16 protein-coding genes are annotated in these 19832 nt (G+C 46.2%); 1 reads left to right on the forward strand and 15 read right to left on the reverse strand.

The window, feature by feature from the left end:
• From LG211_RS10020 to ahpC, 5 genes are all read right to left on the reverse strand, one after another.
• Window positions 1-2829, reverse strand: a complete 2829-nt coding sequence (locus LG211_RS10020) for an ATP-binding response regulator (RefSeq protein WP_269477423.1) — start codon at window positions 2827-2829, stop codon at window positions 1-3.
• Window positions 2830-2842: 13 nt separating this feature from the next.
• A complete protein-coding gene (locus tag LG211_RS10025; protein WP_269477424.1) occupies window positions 2843-5638 on the reverse strand; it encodes an ATP-binding protein in 2796 nt (931 codons plus the stop codon).
• A gap of 185 nt (window positions 5639-5823) precedes the next feature.
• Complete coding sequence (locus LG211_RS10030; protein ID WP_269477425.1) at window positions 5824-7089, reverse strand: MFS transporter; 1266 nt, start codon at window positions 7087-7089, stop codon at window positions 5824-5826.
• Between the two features lie 4 nt (window positions 7090-7093).
• Window positions 7094-8770, reverse strand: coding sequence for a thioredoxin-disulfide reductase (gene trxB, locus LG211_RS10035; protein ID WP_253019895.1), 1677 nt, complete (start codon window positions 8768-8770; stop codon window positions 7094-7096).
• 92 nt (window positions 8771-8862) lie between these two features.
• Window positions 8863-9426, reverse strand: coding sequence for an alkyl hydroperoxide reductase subunit C (gene ahpC, locus LG211_RS10040; protein WP_148396439.1), 564 nt, complete (start codon window positions 9424-9426; stop codon window positions 8863-8865).
• Window positions 9427-9555: 129 nt separating this feature from the next.
• Between ahpC and hdhA the strand changes: the two genes are divergently transcribed.
• Entirely contained in the window at window positions 9556-10335 is a 780-nt protein-coding gene (gene hdhA, locus LG211_RS10045) for a 7alpha-hydroxysteroid dehydrogenase (protein ID WP_148396437.1), read from the forward strand.
• Between the two features lie 54 nt (window positions 10336-10389).
• Here the strand turns inward: hdhA and LG211_RS10050 are convergent, their stop codons facing one another.
• The 10 genes from LG211_RS10050 to LG211_RS10095 all read right to left on the reverse strand — a co-directional run bounded on the left by LG211_RS10050 (window position 10390) and on the right by LG211_RS10095 (window position 19707).
• The gene (locus LG211_RS10050; RefSeq protein ID WP_148396435.1) at window positions 10390-10974 is read right to left on the reverse strand and encodes a helix-turn-helix domain-containing protein; all 585 of its coding nucleotides are present in this window, start codon (window positions 10972-10974) and stop codon (window positions 10390-10392) included.
• Between the two features lie 227 nt (window positions 10975-11201).
• Window positions 11202-11522, reverse strand: a complete 321-nt coding sequence (locus LG211_RS10055) for a putative heavy metal-binding protein (protein ID WP_269477426.1) — start codon at window positions 11520-11522, stop codon at window positions 11202-11204.
• Window positions 11523-11659: 137 nt separating this feature from the next.
• Complete coding sequence (locus LG211_RS10060; RefSeq protein ID WP_148396432.1) at window positions 11660-12646, reverse strand: diguanylate cyclase domain-containing protein; 987 nt, start codon at window positions 12644-12646, stop codon at window positions 11660-11662.
• The gene (locus LG211_RS10065) at window positions 12639-13403 is read right to left on the reverse strand and encodes a class I SAM-dependent methyltransferase (protein ID WP_253019898.1); all 765 of its coding nucleotides are present in this window, start codon (window positions 13401-13403) and stop codon (window positions 12639-12641) included. The genes LG211_RS10060 and LG211_RS10065 overlap by 8 nt, the downstream gene beginning before the upstream one ends.
• A gap of 66 nt (window positions 13404-13469) precedes the next feature.
• Entirely contained in the window at window positions 13470-13727 is a 258-nt protein-coding gene (locus LG211_RS10070) for a TfoX/Sxy family protein (protein WP_148396428.1), read from the reverse strand.
• Window positions 13728-13741: 14 nt separating this feature from the next.
• Window positions 13742-14557 carry an amidohydrolase family protein gene (locus tag LG211_RS10075; RefSeq protein ID WP_148396427.1) on the reverse strand — a complete coding sequence of 272 codons (816 nt, stop codon included), beginning with the start codon at window positions 14555-14557 and terminating at the stop codon, window positions 13742-13744.
• Window positions 14558-14835: 278 nt separating this feature from the next.
• Window positions 14836-17448: a heavy metal translocating P-type ATPase gene (locus LG211_RS10080; RefSeq protein WP_269477427.1), complete on the reverse strand. Its 2613-nt coding sequence runs from the start codon at window positions 17446-17448 to the stop codon at window positions 14836-14838.
• Between the two features lie 18 nt (window positions 17449-17466).
• Complete coding sequence (locus tag LG211_RS10085) at window positions 17467-17757, reverse strand: metal-sensing transcriptional repressor (RefSeq protein ID WP_148396423.1); 291 nt, start codon at window positions 17755-17757, stop codon at window positions 17467-17469.
• 174 nt (window positions 17758-17931) lie between these two features.
• Entirely contained in the window at window positions 17932-18519 is a 588-nt protein-coding gene (locus LG211_RS10090) for a hypothetical protein (RefSeq protein ID WP_148396421.1), read from the reverse strand.
• Window positions 18520-18621: 102 nt separating this feature from the next.
• On the reverse strand, window positions 18622-19707 hold the full coding sequence (locus LG211_RS10095; RefSeq protein WP_269477428.1) for a hypothetical protein: 1086 nt from the start codon (window positions 19705-19707) through the stop codon (window positions 18622-18624).
• Window positions 19708-19832 lie beyond the last annotated feature (125 nt).

Raw genomic sequence — 19832 nt, forward strand, 5'->3', positions numbered from 1 at the left:
TTAGCCCAAATGTATTCCCCGATCCAAGATTGCAATTAGAGTCTCGTAATCAATGGGCTTGGAAACGTGGTCGGTCATTCCTGCCGCAAGAGATTTGGCGATATCTTCAGCAAAAGCATTAGCAGTCAGAGCAATGATAGGAATGCTCCCGGCCTGGGGATGTCCGCACCTGCGAATCTCCCTGGCTGCCGTGTACCCATTCATCACCGGCATCTGAAGGTCCATCAGAATCGCCTGATACGTAGAAGGAGCAGATGAGGAGAAGGTTTCCAGGGCTTTCAAACCATTTTCCACGCCTTCCACGATAAATCCGGCATCGTGCAGAATCGTCTGTGCAATTTCCATATTAAGCGCATTATCCTCAGCCAGCAAAATGCGCATACCCGCTCTCTGTTCCATGCGGGAAGCACTTATAACGTCATTTCCCATATCCAGAACATCTTGTTTCTTGTCCGCAGGGGTCTGCCCGCTGTCATTCAGCTTCAGATTTACAATGACTGTAAAACAGCTTCCCTTACCTTTTTCACTTTCCACTCGTATATCTCCCTGCATAGCAGAAACGATTCCCTGGGCAATAGACATTCCAAGACCCGTGCCCTGCATGCGACGGACCTGTGGGTCATCAGCCCGGGAAAAGGGCAGAAAAACGTGTTCCAAGAAGTCTTTATCCATTCCAATCCCCGTATCTTCCACCGAAAAGATAAAGCGTCCGCCCCCCTGAGCAGGAGCGGCCGTTTCTTTTACCGTTACCTTGATGTTGCCGCCGGGTTTGGTATATTTGACTGCATTATCGATTAGGTTAATCAATACCTGGCGGAGGCGCCCGGCGTCACCCAGCAGCCGGTCATGAACCACCTGCTCTTTCTGAAATTCGATGTTCTGATTTTTCGATTGTGCCTCAGACCGGGTGATAGCGGCTAATGTTTCCATCCATTCCGTAAGGGAAAACGGCTCCTCTGATAGATCCAGCTTTCCTTTTTCAATCCTGGACATGTCGAGAATTTCATTGATCAAGCCGAGTAGATATTTACTGGAAACAGCGATCTTAGTCAAACATTCCCGAACTTTTTCCGGATCGTGTATCTGAGTAGATGCAATACTGGCCATACCCATAATCGCGTTCATAGGCGTACGAATATCGTGGGACATCTGCGCTAAAAAATTGCTTTTGGCCTCATTTGCATTCTGGGCTGTTTCATAGGCAGCGCGCAAAGCTTTTCGGTTCTGCTCTTCCTGCTCCTTTTCCTCTTCCACGCTGTGGGATGCCATAATGATTTTTTCCGGGACACCGTTTCTGCTTTCGGCTAGGATAATATGAATCCGCATCCATCCATAAAATCCTCCGTAATCTCTTTGAAACTCCACAGAATAAATGGTCTCGCCGCTGCGGATTCGACGACTGATCTCCTCAGCAGAAAGATTTTTCATAAACGCCGCCTGGTCTTCTTTGCGAATAAAGGATTGGGCGCAGGTCCGTATCAATTCGTGATAATCGTTTCTCTGTCCCATTCGGGCGCTCAAATCTTTAAGCCAGTTGTATGACTGGAAGGTCTGCTCGACCAAGTCAATATAAAAGACCGAATGATAAAAAGAGGTTAATCCCCGTATGATATTCTGGTATTCAAAATAAAGCTTTTGTTTCTGTTCTTCCTCCAGTTCTTTGATTTTTTGTTCATTAATATTCATATTGGCGAACACAACCTTAGTAACCTGCCCATCTTTCAGTTCCGCCACACTGAACCGAGCACGCACCCACTCGACCCGATCTGGATAGAGGCGGCGGAAATCCACATCGTATACCGGCTGTTCGTGTGATAACGTCTGCCGAAGGAACTGCGGCGTACCGGCCCTGCGCATTTTCTCTTGATCTTCCTCCACCACATAATGGTCTACGAATTTACTATAGTATGTATCAAGACTGCCTTTGGGAAACTCCTGCTGCCGGGCGATCATTTCTTCCTGCCAGATGGGCTCTTCAGTATTCTTTTCCAGATCGAACAGATAGATGGAATAGTAGCACTGGCAGAGATTGGTGAGAACTTCTTCCCGTCTTTTCGCTTCTTGTTTATCGTCCACATTACGCACAGTAATCAGCAGGCGTCCCTCCAGCTCCTGTTGAATCCGGGCGGAATAATAAGTATAATAATGCAGCTGGCCCATATCGTCGCAGAGCCGGAAGGTGCCGTCCATATATGCCTTATCTTCATATGTGGAAATATCCAGCAGCCTGTCGAAAATCGCTTTATCCTCTGCCGGCATTTTCTGTATCATCTGCTGATAGAAATTCCGGAAGGCACCTTGGCTATCTAATTTGAGAACACTTCCTGAGTAATGAATACATTTATATTCTGTTTTTGGAAAATCAATGCTGATCACCAGTGTATAAATTTGTGAAATTGCCATTTGCGCAGCAGTTAAAACCGTATCGTACTCATGTTTGAGCATGACTGTGTTGGTAATATTCTGATGATATCCCCGCAGACAGGTTCCCTTTTGAAAATTTTCGTCCTTTGCTCCGCCGCAGCGAATAAAAATCCTGCCCCACTTGGGATGAAACCAGGGGTACTGGACCTCTGCATGCTCACTCTGGGAAATTTTTTCTACTGCCGCTTGAATTATGGGACGGTAAGGAGGTTCGATTCGTTCATACCAAAACTGGTAGCATTCTTCCGGCGTTAAAGGATTTTCCAGCCCCAGAAGCTCCTCCATTACAGGATCCGCATACAAACGAGGCGCCTTTGCGTATTCCAGTTCGATGACCCACAGTCCGGTCTGGGCCTGCATCAGCACTTCCTGTACTTTTTCTGTATCCTTGAAACGATCTAACATGTTTCTGCTCCTATCATTCTGTGCCTTCTGTTGTACACGCAAGTAAGGTTTCAATCAGTTGATCCGCCTCGAAAGGCTTGGCGATAAATCGGTCCATTCCGGCAGCAAGTGCCTTTTCTCTATCCTCTCGAAAGCTGTTAGCCGTCATGGCGATAATCGCAACCTTCTTTGCATCCTTCCGGTTAAGTCTTCGAATTTCAAATGAGGCATCCAGACCGTTCATAATCGGCATTTGCACATCCATCAGAATCGCCTGGTAATAACCTTGCTGAGAATCCTTAAACATCTCAACTGCCTTTTGTCCATCGGAAGCCCAATCCACCTGAGCGCCTTCCAGTTCCAGCAGGGAAATCGCAATCTCAGCATTAAGATCATTATCCTCTGCTAAAAGAAAATGCATTTCGGACAGCCGTTTTCCCGATTTCATATGATTCGTGTTTTTGCACCCGGTCTGAATATCGTCCGCAAGGGGCAAATCCAAGGTAAAGAAAAAATCTGAACCTGTTCCAGGCCGGCTGCTGACCTCTAAGGCTCCTCCCATTAAACGCACCAGATTACTGCTAATTGCCAGTCCCAAACCAGTTCCCTGTACCCGATACTCGTTCTGATTGAGCTGTTCAAAGGAACCAAAAATCCGTTCCAGATCGTCTTCGTGAATCCCAATTCCAGTGTCCTTTACCCGAAACTCCAGGCTGGCATGGGTTTGGTTTCGGCTTTTTTCCTCAACTGAACACTGAATGGTACCGCCTTCAGGGGTAAACTTGCAGGCATTGGATAAAAGATTTACTAAAACCTGAGCCAGCCTGGTTTCATCTCCAATAAAGCCGTCTTTGCTCCAAGCTTTGCTAAATGAAAGTTCCAGAGATTTTTCTTCTGCCTGCAAGGTAAAGATGTCCTCGATCTGCCGGATAAGCTTGTTTAAAGAAAACGGCTCGCTTTGTATAACCATTTTATCGCTTTGCAGTTTGGACATGTCAAGAATATCGTTTACCAGAGAAAGGAGAAATTTGGCCGACGTGTCAATCTTATTCAAATTGCTGCCCACATCTTCAGGTGTACCGTCCATTTTTTTAGTAAGAGAGGTCAGCCCGATGATCGCGTTCATTGGGGTTCGAATCTCATGAGACATGCGCGAAAGGAAATCTGATTTTGCTTTTGCCATTTCCTCTGCCTTTTCCAGTTTCAATGCCATCGCTTTGCTCTTCAAACTGAGGCGTCCTATGGTAAAGAATACCAAGACCAGCAAAATGATAAAGGCAATCAGAAAGACAATAACTGCACCTATATGTGAATAGAGCATTGCTTTTAAGTTCGGTTTACTGATCTGTGAGGATATTAAATTCTGCTGTATAATTCCTTCAATTTCTTTTTTACTCAAACTATTGATGGCTTTATTGAGAATCGAATATAGATTCACATCGAAATCGCTGCTTAAGGCCATGGAAATCTGCATCTGCTCATTTCCCGCCGCACTCGGCGTTACATTGGCGTAATAATTGCTGGTAAACAGAGATTCCAGGAGAGCGGAGGGGATCTCCATATAATCCGCGTCTCCTGCGTCTATAGCTTTAAGGCAGTCAGCAAATGTGGGATAAAACGCCACTTTGTGGTTCTGTTCACCATTGGGTACTGCCATATCTTCTGGTACGGCTATGGTTAAATTTTTATCAGACAGCTCTGATTGTCTGTTTCTGATTATAACGGTATTCAACTGGGCGTATTTTTTTGTAAGGACCACTTGCTGTATATCTGCCTGATAAGCATCATTCAGATAGCTGCCCATGATATCCGCTTTTCCGTCCTTGATCTTTCCCAAAGCATCTGAATAGGAGTTGGCATAAACGTATTCAAATTTCAGCCCTGTTTGTTTCTGAATCAAGTTTAAAACATCCGGCACAATACCTTTCAGCGTTTTATTCTGACGATATGTAAGCGGGTATCCCTCTTTGATTATGGCTACTCGAACAGTCCCACTCTCTTTTATATAATTGCGATCCGATTCTGAAAAATGAATTGAATTGGTGTATGTATTCGATACATATTTATCATATAACTCCAGCGCCATATTGGGATCCGCTTCATAAATCTTCTCAATGGCCTGGCTCAGTTCTGAACATATTGCTGAAGAACCGGCTTTCGTTACGATATAATATGATTCCGCAGTAAACTTTGCGCAAACATCATATGCCGCATCTAAATTTTCTAAATTTGCATCGCTGCTCAGCATCAAATCCGCCTCTCCATTATCAAGGCAGCTTTCATACGCTTTTACATCTTTGTATTTTTTGATTTTGCAATTCAATTGATTAGATTCAAGAAATACCTTTAAGCGTTCGATTTTACTTTTTGCATTCTGAAAAACACCGATTGTTTTACCATTCAATGTCGAGATATCAAAACTTTTAACCTCAGGGTCATTTTCTCTGCTGATCAGAAGGCAATAGCTTGATCCGACCGCATATTTAGGATACTCAAAAAACGACTCATATTCCTTCTGATAGAACATGCCTCCCATTAAGTCGTATTTACCCTCCATCATCCCAGACAGCATTGTTTCCACGTCGCCAGTCACAAATTCATATTTCCAGCCGGTGTATTTGGCGATTTCCATAAGCCAATCATAAACAAGGCCTCCATAAGTACCATCCTCGTTTACTTCTTGGAGGCCTTTCGTCTCTGGAAAGGCAACGGTCAGGACCTGCTGGGGATCCTTTTCTCCCTTTTCATCTGCATATATGTTAGAGGCTGTTAGTGTGCATAAAATCATTGCGATTAAAAATATAGAACTTATTCTTTTCCACTTTTTCATATGAGATTCTCCATTGCTCACAGAAATGCAGCTCTTACCAGCTTCGGTTATGATCTCTGCGCCGCACTATTTTCTTTCGTTCGTTCTATTATATGTTAAATCCTTGAAGAAGGCAACAAGTGCAGCGCCATTTCGCGCCCCATTTCTTTTCAAGCCCCGGCAAGTGGCTGGACGGGGTTTCTTTATCATTTCCTCCAGCCCGGACAGCCTTCTATTGTGCAGCGTTTTCTCCAGCCCAAACCAATGCAGAAAGCAGCCGCAATAAGCAGCGCCAATATCCCAAAGAGCACAAAGACATAGCTTTTGGTCAGATCATAAATAAAACCATAGGCTGGGATGAGGATGATGGATGCAAGGGGCGCCCCCATGGAGACTTTGGCATAGATTTTTTCATAATCCTTTTGTCCATAAAATTGAATCGTCAAAATTGGCGCCAATACCATAATCCCGGAGCTGACCAGCCCATGAAGAAAAGTCGCGGTGCCAAAGACGAAAAACCCCGCCGAACTGATAAAAAAAGCTCCCACAGCCGCAATCCCGATGCCAATCAGCCCATAGCAAGTTTTTAGGCTTCCAATTCGGTCGCTGATCATTCCAATGGCAATCGAACCGATGGCGCTGCCTACTGATGCAAACGCTAAAGCAGTACCAGTCGCTTTTACCGAATAGCCTAGGACCGATCCATAGATGGGGATATGTTGTGTAAAAACGCCTGCGCCAGTTATCGCAATCATAAAAAAGAGCAGCAGGTAAAAAGATGCGGAGCGAAGCGCCGTGTTTTCAGTAATCGCCAGCTCTTCAGCTTTCTTTTGGGGCAGACTTTCTTGATTTTTTGTTTCCCCGTAAGGCTGCGTTCCTTGGTCTTCGGGCCGATTGCGCAGCAGCAGCAAAGACACAAAAAAGAGGATCAGAAAGGATCCGCCGCCGACCATAAAGTAGGCATCCCGCCAGCCGCTTACCTGAATCAGTCCGGAGGTAAACGGCTGAAGAACTGCACCAAACAAGCCAACGAAAGCCATCTGTAATCCCAGCATAGTACCCGCTTTTTTTGCAAACCATCGATTAATCAAAATTGGGCCGAGTAAATTAACGATCAAGGCGGCTCCCATTGCGTAAGGAATTGCCAGCACATACCACCCATACACGGTTTTCATAAGACCGAATCCGGCAAAGGAAAGAGCTTGCAGGGCAGCTCCGGCAGCGGCCATTTTACGCACATCATACTTGTTAATCAATTTTCCCGCCGCAGGAAGCCAAATTACCATAACTACAGATGTAATACTCAAATAAACGGATAATCTGCCGATTCCGGTACCGATTTCGGCAGCAGCAGGAGCTAGAAATAGGCTGGAGGTCATGTTGAGTCCGCCGCCCGCAAACCCTCGTATAAGGATAACACCAACCAGCACCAACCAGGCATAATGCATGTGTTTCTTTATTATTGATCCCATACCCTCACTCACCTTTTTCAATTAACGCCAGAATTTCTTCTTTTGTTTTTGGGCCGAATGTTGGTTTTTGTCCATTCACGATCAACGCCGGAACGCTCATCAAATTCCACTCTTTTTTCATTTCCGGAAATAGTCCAATATCGATCATCTCAGCTTCAATTTTGCTACAGATCGCAGCTAAATGCTGGGCAGCAGCCACTACCTCCGGACAGAAATGACACGAGAGAGAGACGCATATCTGAAGATGCACCTCCTTTTGAATCCTCTGTGCCCGCTCGATCAGCTCTCCGCTGATTTCCTGGCCGGGCCCCGCCAAGTTATAGATCGCCAGGATAAAGGAATTAAATTCATGTCCGCCGGGAATTCCGCTGAATTTGATTCCTGTATAGGCACCCTCGCTGTCGAGAAAAGCTGCTGTCGGTACTCGTTCAAACCCAATTGCTTTTTCAACCTGTAGATTTTCTCCCCTTTGGTAGACTTGCAGATTGATATGAGAGCTGAGGTTTGCGATATTTTTTAAGAAATCGGTAAGTTCTTTTGATTTTTCATTTGTTTCATCGAATATGGTTACAATCGTTATGTCTCGATTCAGCTTTTCAAAAACAGTCAATACTTGTGCACGAACTTCCGGTTCCAGACCACCTTGATTTTCCGTCTGATCAGCAGCGGCCGGACGCTCTTTTGTTTCCTGCTTACCTATAGCCGTATGGGTATATTCTTCCTCAATTCCGTATTTCTCTTTTATTTTTAGGATATATTTTTCGGCCTGAGTCGCTGCTACCGCGCCGTCCGCAGTTGCCGTAACCAGCTGCCGCAAAAGTTTGGGGCGCACATCTCCCGCGGCAAAAACGCCGTCTTCGCTGGTCTGCATGGTTTCATCTGTAAGAATATACCCTTCCTGGTCCAGCTGAATTTGGTTTTTAAACAGCTGCGCATCAGGTTCATAACCAATAAAAACAAAGACGCCGAATGTTCCGTCCTCTTCCGAAGCCTTATACTCTGTTACTTCACCGGTCTTATTGTTTTTTAAGACTGCTCCTTCCAGCAGCTCTTGCCCGTATACTTTAAGCAATTCCGTATGAAAGCGCACCTCGATCTTTGGGTGAGATAGCACTTTATCAGCAATGGATTTCGCACAGCGAAATTGATCTTTTCGCACGAGGACTGTAACTTTTTTGCCGAATCTGGTCAAATAAAGGGCTTCCTCGGCAGCACTATACCCTCCTCCGACTACAAAAATATCCTTGCCTTCAAAGAACATGCCGTCGCAGGTCGCGCAATAGCCTACGCCTCTGCCTTTAAACGCTTCTTCTCCCTCAAATCCCAGTTTTCTTGGATTGGCGCCTGTTGCCAGGATTACGGCCCAGCTCACAAAAGTTCCTGCGTCTGTTTCCACCTCTTTCTGTTCGTCCTTCAAATTAATCTTGCGCACCTGGCTTTGAAGAAATTCCGTTCCAAAGGATTTGGCCTGCTCAAGCATAGTTGCCATCAATTTCGGTCCGGTTGTTGTCTTCAAACCCGGGTAATTAGCGATCTCATCTGTGGTAGCCGCCTGGCCGCCCGCCTGCCGGTTTTCTATAATCAGGGTTCTCAGCTTAGCCCTGCCTGCATAAATACCAGCGGTCAAACCGGCGCAGCCGCCGCCAAGAATAATTAAGTCATAACTGTTTTTATTACGCATAGTTTCACTCCTTTTCCCATTTTAAAAGCAATAAATGCTGCAAAACAGCTGGAAACCAGTCATTTTGCAGCATCCTTCTATCTCATTGCACCTTAAAGCTTGCCTACTAAATCCAGGCTTGGAGACAGGGTCTGCTCACCAGGCTTCCATTTAGCAGGACAGACCTGATCGCCGTGTTCAGCTACAAATTGAGCAGCCTGCACTTTGCGCAGCAATTCCTCAGCATCTCTGCCAATGCTGTTGTCATTGACTTCATAAGCTTTTATTTCTCCCTGGGGATTGACGATAAAGGTTCCCCGAAGAGCCAGCCCTTCCTCTTCAATCAGCACTTCAAACATTCGTGCCAGTATTGCCGTCGGATCAGCCAGCATCGGATACTGAATTTTTTTGATGGTATCAGAGGTATCCGCCCATGCTTTGTGTACAAAATGGGTGTCTGTAGAAACAGAATAAACCTCACAGCCAATGTTTTTAAAATCCTGATAATGATCGGCCAAATCCCCTAGTTCTGTCGGACAAACAAAAGTGAAATCTGCAGGATAGAATACAAATACCGACCAATGGCCCTCAAGGCTCTGTCTGGTAACCTGAGTAAATTCACCGTTGTGATACGCATTAACTTTGAATTCATCCAATTGTTTATTAATTAGTGACATAAAAAACCTCCTTCATGATTTATTTATCTTTAGTATTCTTTATGGAAGAAAATTTATTCTGCCGCAGGCATAAAGAACTGTTTTTTATCTCATACTAAAAACTATCAACGACCAGGATGGTGAAAATACATGAAATGTTTTGAAAATAAAATTGCATTAGTAACATCTTCCACAAAGGGAATCGGGCTGGCCTGCGCACTCAAGCTGGCACGGGGCGGCGCTCATGTCTATATGGGTGTAAGAAGGCCGGATGCCGCGGAAGAGATTTGCGTCCAGCACCCTGAATATCAAATGACTCCAGTCTTTTTCGACGGCACGCAAACGGATAGTTATGAAACGATGATCGAAGAAATCATAAAAAAATCAGAACGCATTGACATCCTGATCAACAATTTTGGAGTGGGCCGTCCAGCTGTGGATTTGGACCTAGTAAACGGCAGCGAAGAAGCTTTTTTTGATCTGCTGCATCTCAATCTGGGAAGCGTTTATCGTCTTTGCAAGCTCACCATTCCCCATATGATCAAAAGCGGCGGCGGCAATATCGTCAATATTTCCTCCATCGGCGGCCTCATTGCCGATATAACCAGAATCGGCTACGGAGTTTCGAAAGCTGCGATTAATAACATCACACAGCAAATTGCACTGCAATATGCCCGCAATAATATTCGATGCAATGCAGTACTCCCCGGGCTGACCGCAACTGAGGCGGCCATGAAAAACATGCCCGAAGATTTTTTAAAATCGTTTCTATCTCATGTTCCCCTCGGCCGTATGGCAAACCCGGAGGATATCGCAGATGCGGCGGCATTTTTCGCTTGCGATGCATCTTCTTATATAACTGGCCATATCCTGGATGTGGCAGGCGGGTACGGGCTGGGAACACCCCAATATGCGGACAGCCGCTCTTAAAAAAGTTCAATTCTGCGATTGAAGCGGCTATCGTCTAGTATATACAAGCTAAGATCAAATCTTTGTTTTAAACAAGCCGTGTTTATTGCAGTATCCGTATACTACACTTTTTCCTCTCATTTGAAAGCGACCTTCTGCAGCCTGCTCAGGATAAAGCTTTATCATTTGCAGATATCCGGCAGAATTAATCGAAGCCAGAAAGGAGATGTAATGATCCTTTGTCATGGGATGATCGATCGAGAGGTATAATTCACCGTCTATTTGTTCGGCTTGAATGTTATGAACCTCGTCTATTTCCTCTGCTTCCAAAGGCGGAAGCGTTATGCCGCAGCAGCTGTAAACACCTTCTCCCAGCGCATGAATCACGTTTCCGCACAAGGGACAGACATAAAAACGGGCGCGCAGCAGATTTGCAGCCGCATTGCGATTGATAATCTGTTCTCCGGATAAAAGCTCCGCCACCGAAACCTGCAGTTCTTTTGCCAATGGTTCCACCATACTGACATCGGGAAGCCCTTTACCCGTTTCCCACTTGGAAATGGTCTTGTCGCTGACAGACAGACGCTCTGCCAGCTGCTTTTGTGTATAGCGCTTCTTTTCTCTCAGAATTCGGATTGTACTACCTGTAATATAATTCATTGTAATTTACTCCTTTACTGTTTGTTAAAAACAGCATATCCGAACTGGCCTTCTTTTACAACCTACGCTCCGTAGACTGTACCTGTCAGAGCAATAAGCATACACAGCAGCAAAGAGTATGTAAGTTGTAAGATAACCATTGGCCACAAAAAGGAAAATAAAGTTAAATTCGGACCCGATCCGCCATTGACGGTTCCAGGTCCGAAGATTCTCATAGGGCATTCTCGTTATTCTACTGTCACTGCTGTCCCGGAAGCTGTCACCATCAGCATTCCGTTGTCCGCCCCAAGGACTTCATAATCGATATCCACGCCAATTACCGCATTAGCACCCAGCTGGGCCGCACGGCGCTTCATTTCTTCCAGAGCCTCGTTGCGTGCGTTGCATAGCTCATCCTCGTAGCCCTGGCTCCTGCCGCCGAACATATTTCTCAGCCCTGCGCCGATATCTTTAAAAAAATTAATACCCGTGATTACTTCTCCGAATACAATATCCTTGTATTCAACAACCTGTTTGCCTTCAACCTGATTCGTAGTCGTTACAACCATTTTTAACCTCCAATCTGATTAAACGATTTGTATTGCCGGACTTGGTCCAGTCTGCATACAAGTATCATTCCGTTCAGGTCTATTATATTTCATCGCCCATTCTTGCGTCAATCGCTTATTCTAGAACATTGATACGCTTAACGGAAATCATACCAGCAGTATCTCCCCTTTCCTTGAGCTTTGGCCTTATAAAGCGCCTCATCGGCCCTGCCATATGCCTCTTCAAATGTCATATCTGCATCATCTACGGATACTAATCCCACCGAACAGCTCTGCGGCGGCTGCAGCTCCATCTCCTCAAGAGCCAGTCCGGTCTGCCGAATTAACTGATCGGCTGTCTTTTCTGCATCACTTTTATTCAAATCAGGACAGAAGAGCATGAACTCATCTCCTCCCATCCTGCCCGCAGCAGCCGAACCGGTCTGCAGTTCCTGTAATACCTTTGCAATCTGTTTCAGCACTTTATCACCAGCCTGATGCCCCTGTATATCGTTTACCTTCTTAAAATCATCCAGATCAATGAGAAAGAGAGTACCGGCTGTTTTGTGCTCCAGCATCCGATTAACATATTTTTCCATAAACTTGCGATTCAGAATACCGGTCATCGGGTCCAGCTGAATGTCCCTTTCCAAAACCGCACTTCGTTTCATAGCTTCTTCCGCTTGATCAGCAAAGGTCTTGGGATAATACTCTCCTTCCCTTTGATAAAGGTAAGGAACAGAATGATGCAGACTGTCTACCACCATTCTTCCGTCCGGTTCGCAATGCAGGGATGCGGTTATCCTGGTATCCATATGGATAATCATCCGTTTTCCCTCTATATTTGTTTCACAAGCTTTAAATTCACCATATACCAAACATACATCGTCTGTAATCAGTTTTGCCTCGTACCATTCATTTTCAATTATAAAGTTAATGCCTTCCGCTTCTTGCTGGTCTTTTTTCAGCCCCGCTCTCAATGCATTGAGGTTTTGGTAGAATTCATGCTTGCCCGTTCCTATCACCAGAATATCCGGCGAAATGTATTCCATTACGTCCCTTATCTTTTCTGGTTCTCCTGAAATATAGCTGCTCATTATTTTTTGAATCAACAGGCAGGCTTGTCTGCAGACATCATCATGCATAGCAGCTACCTCCGCATTTTGCATACCCGCCTTTCTGAGCGGAAACGATCAGCATCATCGGGCGCCGCATTTCATCGGCCATCCCCGGTATGTCCAGCATTCTTTCCGGCGGCTGAGGTTCAATCACATGTTTCAGTTCAAACCCGTTCTCCAGCAGAGTGTTCAAGTATGTGGTCAGGGTCCTGTGATATTTTGTCACCTGCTCACCTAAAAAAACTGCCTCCCGTTTTCCTTCATAAAAATACCGGTCAACAGGAAAATGCTCAATATTCCCATCGGTACCATAATACCAATCCTGATTGCCATAAGCTGTGAACACAGGATGTTCCACGGAAAAAGTCAATTTTCCTTGCGGCTTTAGCCATGCGCCGATACGCTTTATCAAGGCACTGAAGTCTTCAATATAATGGAACGCCAGGGAACTAATGATCACATCAAAGGTATCTTCTGCAAAATCCAAATCCTCCATGGCACAAAGCCGGTATTCAATCTTATTATGGCTGTTCTTTTCCGCAGCAGCAGTCAGCATCTTTTCTGAAATATCGGTACCGATCACGGATTTCGCCCCATGTTGAGCCGCATACAGACAGTGCCATCCATAACCGCACCCCAAGTCAAGGATGCTTTTGCCCTTAAAATTGGGAAGCACCCTCCGCATAGCCGGCCATTCACCCGCGCCTATAAGCCCCTGCTGCGAACGATTCATGGCCTGATATTTCTTAAAAAAGATTTCGTCGTCGTACTTATTTTCTTTCATCTTTTGCATGGCTCCTTTTCGCTCAAGTATGATATAGACCAACAGTCCCCATAAAATATCTGTCTCCTAGCCTTTTACTTCCCGACAGAAAGCCTTCAGTTCCTCTTTTCTGCTTTTTTCCAATTCTGTCTTTTTTACATTCCTGATCGCGCCTTCCAGGCCATAGAGCCGATTAATGCAAGCGGACGGATCAATTTCATAAATTTTCAGCCAGGCTTCCTCACTGCCAATCTGCCTGAGCTTTTCCGGCGTATCGATCCCTACGCTGATCAGCTGTTCCTGCAGCTTCTTTCCGATATTTGGAAGGTCCGTTAACGTTGTCATCCTTATCACCTCTTTTACTCTAGATTCAATTGGTAGATTCGATTCGCATTCTCAAAGAACACTTTTTCCTGATACTTTTCCGGCACCAGCCTGGAGACGAATTCAATGTATTCAGCCAAATTGGCAAGAGGCCAATCGGTTCCAAACATAATATCGTCGTATTCTCTCAGATATCCCATCCAGGTTTTCAGCGCTTGGGTGTAACCCTGCTTTTCTTCAAAAAACAGGTCGAGATTGACCCGTCCCTCGAGCAATCCGGAAATATCGGCTGCCACGTTTTCATTTTTGCTGACAACTGCCGCCGCATCCATCAGCCAAGGATTCCCATAATGACACATAATGAACTGAATTTGCGGGTGGTTCGCAGCTACCTCGTCCAATGTCATCGGATGACTGTATTTTAAATAGGCATTTGGAGTCGAAGTTTCCCCTGTATGGACAGCTATCGGCTTTTGGTAGGCTGCTGCCAGCTCATAGATCGGTTCATAGGCCGTATCACTGATATACATGGGATAATACCCCGGATAAAGCTTTATTCCGACGCACTGAGTTTTTTTTAGATTTTCTTCAATCTGTTCGATGGTATCCGATATCTGCTCATTCTCTAAACATGAACGGTCAATTCCAATACAGTAACGCATAAAGGCAGGGTATTGATGGTCTTTGGGATCCACGGTCCGGTTTCCCATGACAATGCCGCAGACAATTCCCAGCTTCTCATAGATTTGCTGTAAATGTGCTTCGTTATTATCATGTCCCGCTGCCCGGGCTAATTGTGAAAATCCGTCTTCCTCCGGGCAAAAATGCAGGTGGGCGTCAATAATTTTCATAGTCAACTTCCTTTCTGCTCATTATCTTTTAGTATAGCGCTTTTTGCATGAAAACAAAAGGTTTTCCAATTTATTTGCACAAAAGATTCCACCATGGAGTATTAAACGATTATACAACTTTCTAAAAAGCTTTAGCATAAACAGGAATATAAAGGGCCCCTGCAACTTGTTTTGATCACAAGAAGGCAGGGGCCTGAATTCGCCTTATATGGATTTTTTCTCAACCTTCATGCCAGCAGGGCAGAAACCTTCACCGGCGATATTCCTCCACAACGTTTTCACCGTCGTTCAATTCCCTTCAATTCATATCCAGCATCTTGAATGGCTGCTTCGAAAGTCCCATCTTCGATTTCTTCTTGGGATTTAACGGTAGCTGTTCCGCCTTCCAGATCCACACTTACTTCCGCTCCGTCCAATGCCTCCAGGGCTTTGGTCACGTGGGCTTTACAGTGTTCGCACATCATCCCTTCGATTTTAAGTTCTGCTTCATGTTTTGACATTCTTTCCATCTCCTTTTCATCTTTCATCTCTATATTTGGTGCCGGAAAGCTTTCCTCCTCCGGCGGGTTTACCAGCTTAGCGTCTCCATGTTCCGGTTTGAAAAATTTCAGCCGCAGGGCGTTGCTGACTACGCAAATGCTGGACAAACTCATGGCCGCTGCTCCGAACATGGGGCTGAGCTTCCAGCCCAGCGCAGTATAGAATACGCCCGCTGCCAGCGGTATGCCAATGCAATTGTAAAAAAAGGCCCAGAATAAATTCTGCTTAATATTGCGAATGACCGATTTGCTCAGTCTGATCGCGGTCACTGCATCCAAAAGGTCGTTTTTAATCAAGACCGCATCGGCGCTTTCAATGGCTACTTCCGTACCTGCGCCGATGGCGATTCCCACATCAGCCCGGGCCAGCGCCGGAGCATCGTTGATGCCGTCGCCGATCATTGCCACTGTATGGCCCTGATCCTGCAGAGACTTGATATGTTTTTCCTTATCGTCAGGCAGCACTCCGGCAATCACCTTTGGAATATCCAGTCTTTTTTGAATCGCGCCTGCAACCCGCTCGTTATCTCCGGTTAGCATCACCACTTTGATTTTCATATCTTTGAACAACTGGATAGCTTTGCGGCTGGTGGCCTTCTCCATATCAGAAACCGCGATGATACCGATAACTGTTTTATCGTCAGCAAAGATCAATGGCGTTTTTCCCTGATCCGATAACTGGGCCGCTGTCTTCTCAACCTGGTCACCATAGCCGCCAGCCTGACTCTTAATCAGCTTTTCATTTCCCGCGAAATAAGTTTTTCCATCGATCACGGCTTTAATCCCTTTTCCGTGAATGGCTTCAAATTCCTCGGTCTGCAGCAGGGAAAGCTCCTTTTCTTCAGCTCTTCGTATAATCGCCTCCGCCAACGGATGTTCGCTGGATTTTTCCAGGGAAGCGGCTAATTGCAGCAGCTGGGTTTCAGACCCGGAAAATGCGAGTATATCGGTCACCTTCGGATTTCCTTCGGTGATGGTCCCTGTTTTGTCCATGACCACGGTATCAACCCGGTGGGCGATTTCCAGCGCCTCTCCTGATTTGATCAGAATTCCGTTTTCAGCACCCTTTCCCGTGCCCACCATAATCGCCACAGGAGTGGCAAGCCCCAGGGCGCATGGACAGGAGATCACCAGTACCGCAATTGCGGTGGAAAGGGCAAATTCAAAGGTCGCACCTGTGATCAGCCATACAACCGCAGCCACGACTGCGATCCCGATAACCACAGGAACAAAGATTCCGGCAATTTTATCTGCCAATTTGGCAATGGGCGCTTTGCTGGAGCTGGCTTCATCCACCAAGCGAATGATCTGATTGATGGTGGTATCCTCGCCCACTTTGGACGCCCGCATTTTGAAAAAACCGCTCTTATTGATGGTCGCGGAAACAGCTTTATCACCCACTGTCTTTTCCACGGGGATACTTTCGCCAGTGATTACCGATTCGTCCACGCTGGAATTTCCTTCTGTAATAATACCGTCTACCGGTATGGCCGCTCCCGGCTTGATTACCAGAATATCTCCGGTCATGACTTGTTCCACTGGGATGACGGCCTCCTTTCCTCCTCGTTCTACAATGGCGGTCTGGGGGGAAAGGTCCATCAGCTTTTCGATGGCCTCGCTGGTCTTGCCCTTGGATTTGGTTTCCAGGTACTTACCCAGAGTGATCAGAGCCAGAATGGTTCCTGCTGATTCAAAGTAGATATCCATGCTATACTGGTGTACCAGGTGCATGTCTCCGTGGCCCAGTCCAAAGCCGATCCGGAAGAGCGCAAAGCAGCCGTAGATTGCAGCTGCGGCCGATCCGATGGCAATCAACGTGTCCATGTTGGGTCCGCCGTGAAAAAGGCTTTTGAAGCCAACGATATAATACTTTCGATTGGCGTATAAAATGGGCAGCAATAGCAAAAATTGGGCAAAAACCATGCTTACTGCGTTCTCGTTGCCATAAAACGTATCCTCAATAAAGGAGGGCACCGGCATCCCAAAATCCATCTGCATCATGTGTCCCATGGATAAATACATCAGCGGAACTAAAAAGGCAATTGATACAATGAGCCTTTTTTTCATTTGCTCCACTTCTTCCAGAGCGACGTTTTTACGGCTGCCTTTGTTTTCAGCTTGTTTCGTTTCATCGGAAAGCTGAGCGGCGCTGGCCCCGTAGCCGGCCTTTTCCACAGCTTCAACAATGTCGTCCATGGAAAGCTTTTCTTCATCGTAGCTGACCTTCATGCTGTTGGTCAGCAAGTTTACACTGACACTGCCCATGCCGTCCAGCTTGGCCGTGGCTTTTTCCACCCTGGCCGAACAGGCGGAGCAGGTCATGCCTGTGATGTCAAATTTTTCTTCTCTCATAATCGCAAACTCTTTCTTTTATTTCATTAGTTTTTGCAGGGTGGCGCACAGTTCATCCACTGCCGCTTCATTGCCCTGTTTGATATCTTCCGTAACGCAGCTTTTGATGTGGCTTGTTAGCAGCACTTTGTTAAAGGAGTTGAGGGCGGATTGTATGGCGCTGACCTGTGTGAGGATATCCACACAGTAGCGTTCTTCTTCAACCATTTTTTTCACTCCCCGTACCTGACCTTCGATGCGGCTGAGACGGTTAATCAAATCCGTATACTCGTTTGACTCTCTATGTTTATGTTTTACGGTTTCATTCATAATTATTACCTGCCTCTCTATATACCTTTACCGGGTATAAGTATTTTAACAAGATATCTGTCATTTGTCAACGAAAAAGAGTTTTGATGATGTTCCATGGTGCCCTGGGGAGGCCCCGCTTCCACAGCCGGCGCCGCATAAAAAGGCTGCCCCCATGGGAGCAGCCTCTTTTTCCTAAACAAATTTTCCTTTGTATTCCTGGAGCGGCTGATAGGCACGAAAAAGACTAAATGCTTCTTTGCCGCTTTTTGCCTTTTTGCTGATCCAGTTGACTTGTACGGCTTCTGCCTGAACTTTCACACTGGCTGCGCCTTCGTGATTCGCACCAACCGGTCCTGTCACGGAAGTGAACAGGGATTTTGACTGTTCGCCCGGGCTTACCGGGATGCTATAGTAGTAATAGCCGTCTTCTTCCAGCGTCCAGACGCCGCTTTTCCGTTCGGCTTCCGATGGATCAGCGGTAATCGTATCCGAAATCAGCTGATAATCCTTCCCGACAATGTTCACATTGCGGTTAGCATTCTCCGTATCCGGCGATTCCACCTTGGCCCGAACCCACATATCCGCTCCGCCGCCGTTGATTACCTGCGCATCATCGTTCATCGCAATGCTGGCCAGGGCCATCTCTTCTTCCACTTGCTCTATGCTGCTGACATAGGCCGCTTCATCCTCTTGTGAAAACCAGGTGCCATACACGACTGCCCCGCTGATGCACAGCAGTGCGCAGATTGCCCCGATCATTACAGCGCTTAACTTGTCCACAAACTCCCCCCTTGTCTTATGTAAACGATTTCCCTGTTGAAAATCTTAACACAAAGGCAAGGCGTATGTGCTTGCAATCGTCCCCAAATTATCTACAAAATCTTACACAAATTTGGAGAAATCAAGTTTATTGAGCGTGTCCTGCAGATCCTGTTCCGTAACGTACACTTCCTGCGGCTCCAACTCTTTTTTGCACTCTTCATAGAGAGCAAGTTCTTCTTTAGATGCCGTCGTGTATTTATCCTGCAGTGCCTGATATTGCTGTTTGTCGTCGTTGTCCAGGGCTTCCTGCATGGCATCCGGTTCTTTTTCCCAAGCAGTCTGTATGCCGGAATAAACCTTTTCCTCCAGCTCGTCCAGACTATCGATGCCGACTGCTTTTTTAACCTTCTCATCGAGCTTTTCCACAGCCTTTTCGTATTCCTCAGACTTGGCATCGGACGGTTCGCGGGTCATGGCCATGGTTATGTAATAATCCCCTGCTTTTCCAAATGCGGTTCCGTCAGGGCCTTGGGTCCTGCAGATGAAGTCGCCGCCGCTCTTGGGCTGATAAGTGAAGTTTTTCATCATATCTTCAACTGTCTGGGGAGCCGCATCCTTTTCTTGTGCCTGGAAGGATGACGACTGATAAGGAAAGACCCCCTTCGGTGTTATGTTCAGCAGGAGAAGTACGTTTCCCCGTTCTTCATCCTCCTGCTCAATCTCAAGATACAGTTCTCCGTCGTCGAAGACATAGCCTCCATCATATTCCTTCATCGTAGTCTGCAGCTGCTTGGAAAGCTCGTCTCCCAAAAAACCACTGAGTTTTCTTGCTTCCAGCTCTTTTTCAACTTGCTCATAACTGGTCAAGTCAGTAGCCTTGGCCGCGTATTTTAACCCGTATGTTTCGCATAGCTCTTTCACCTTGGCCGGAGCCTCGTATATGGCTTCATCGCTGGTATCGATTACTTTATCCAATTCCTCATCAGAGAGGCCGTCGAGATAGGCTTCGTATTCAGCACTCGCTTTGTACTCCGGCGCTTGCAGCAAACTGCTGTCAGCAGTCTTTGCCGAGCCGGATTTTCCGCCGCCTGAAAACACGCCGGTCACAGCAGCTACAATGCCTACGATTACCAGCACGACCGCCAGGGCGATCACAATCAATAACAATTTCCGATTTCCGGTTTTCTTGCTTTTCATGTTGTCCATCTTTTCAATCCTTCCTTTTATACACATTTACACATATTGAGCGTTCCCCTCTAGTATGAACGATTTGACCCTTTCGTGCAAGAGGAAAATTCAATTCAATCAAAGCTTGATCTCCTTGCGGCACA

This window comes from Hominibacterium faecale (genome assembly GCF_020734085.1).
In the GTDB taxonomy this organism is placed as follows: domain Bacteria; phylum Bacillota; class Clostridia; order Peptostreptococcales; family Anaerovoracaceae; genus Hominibacterium; species Hominibacterium faecale.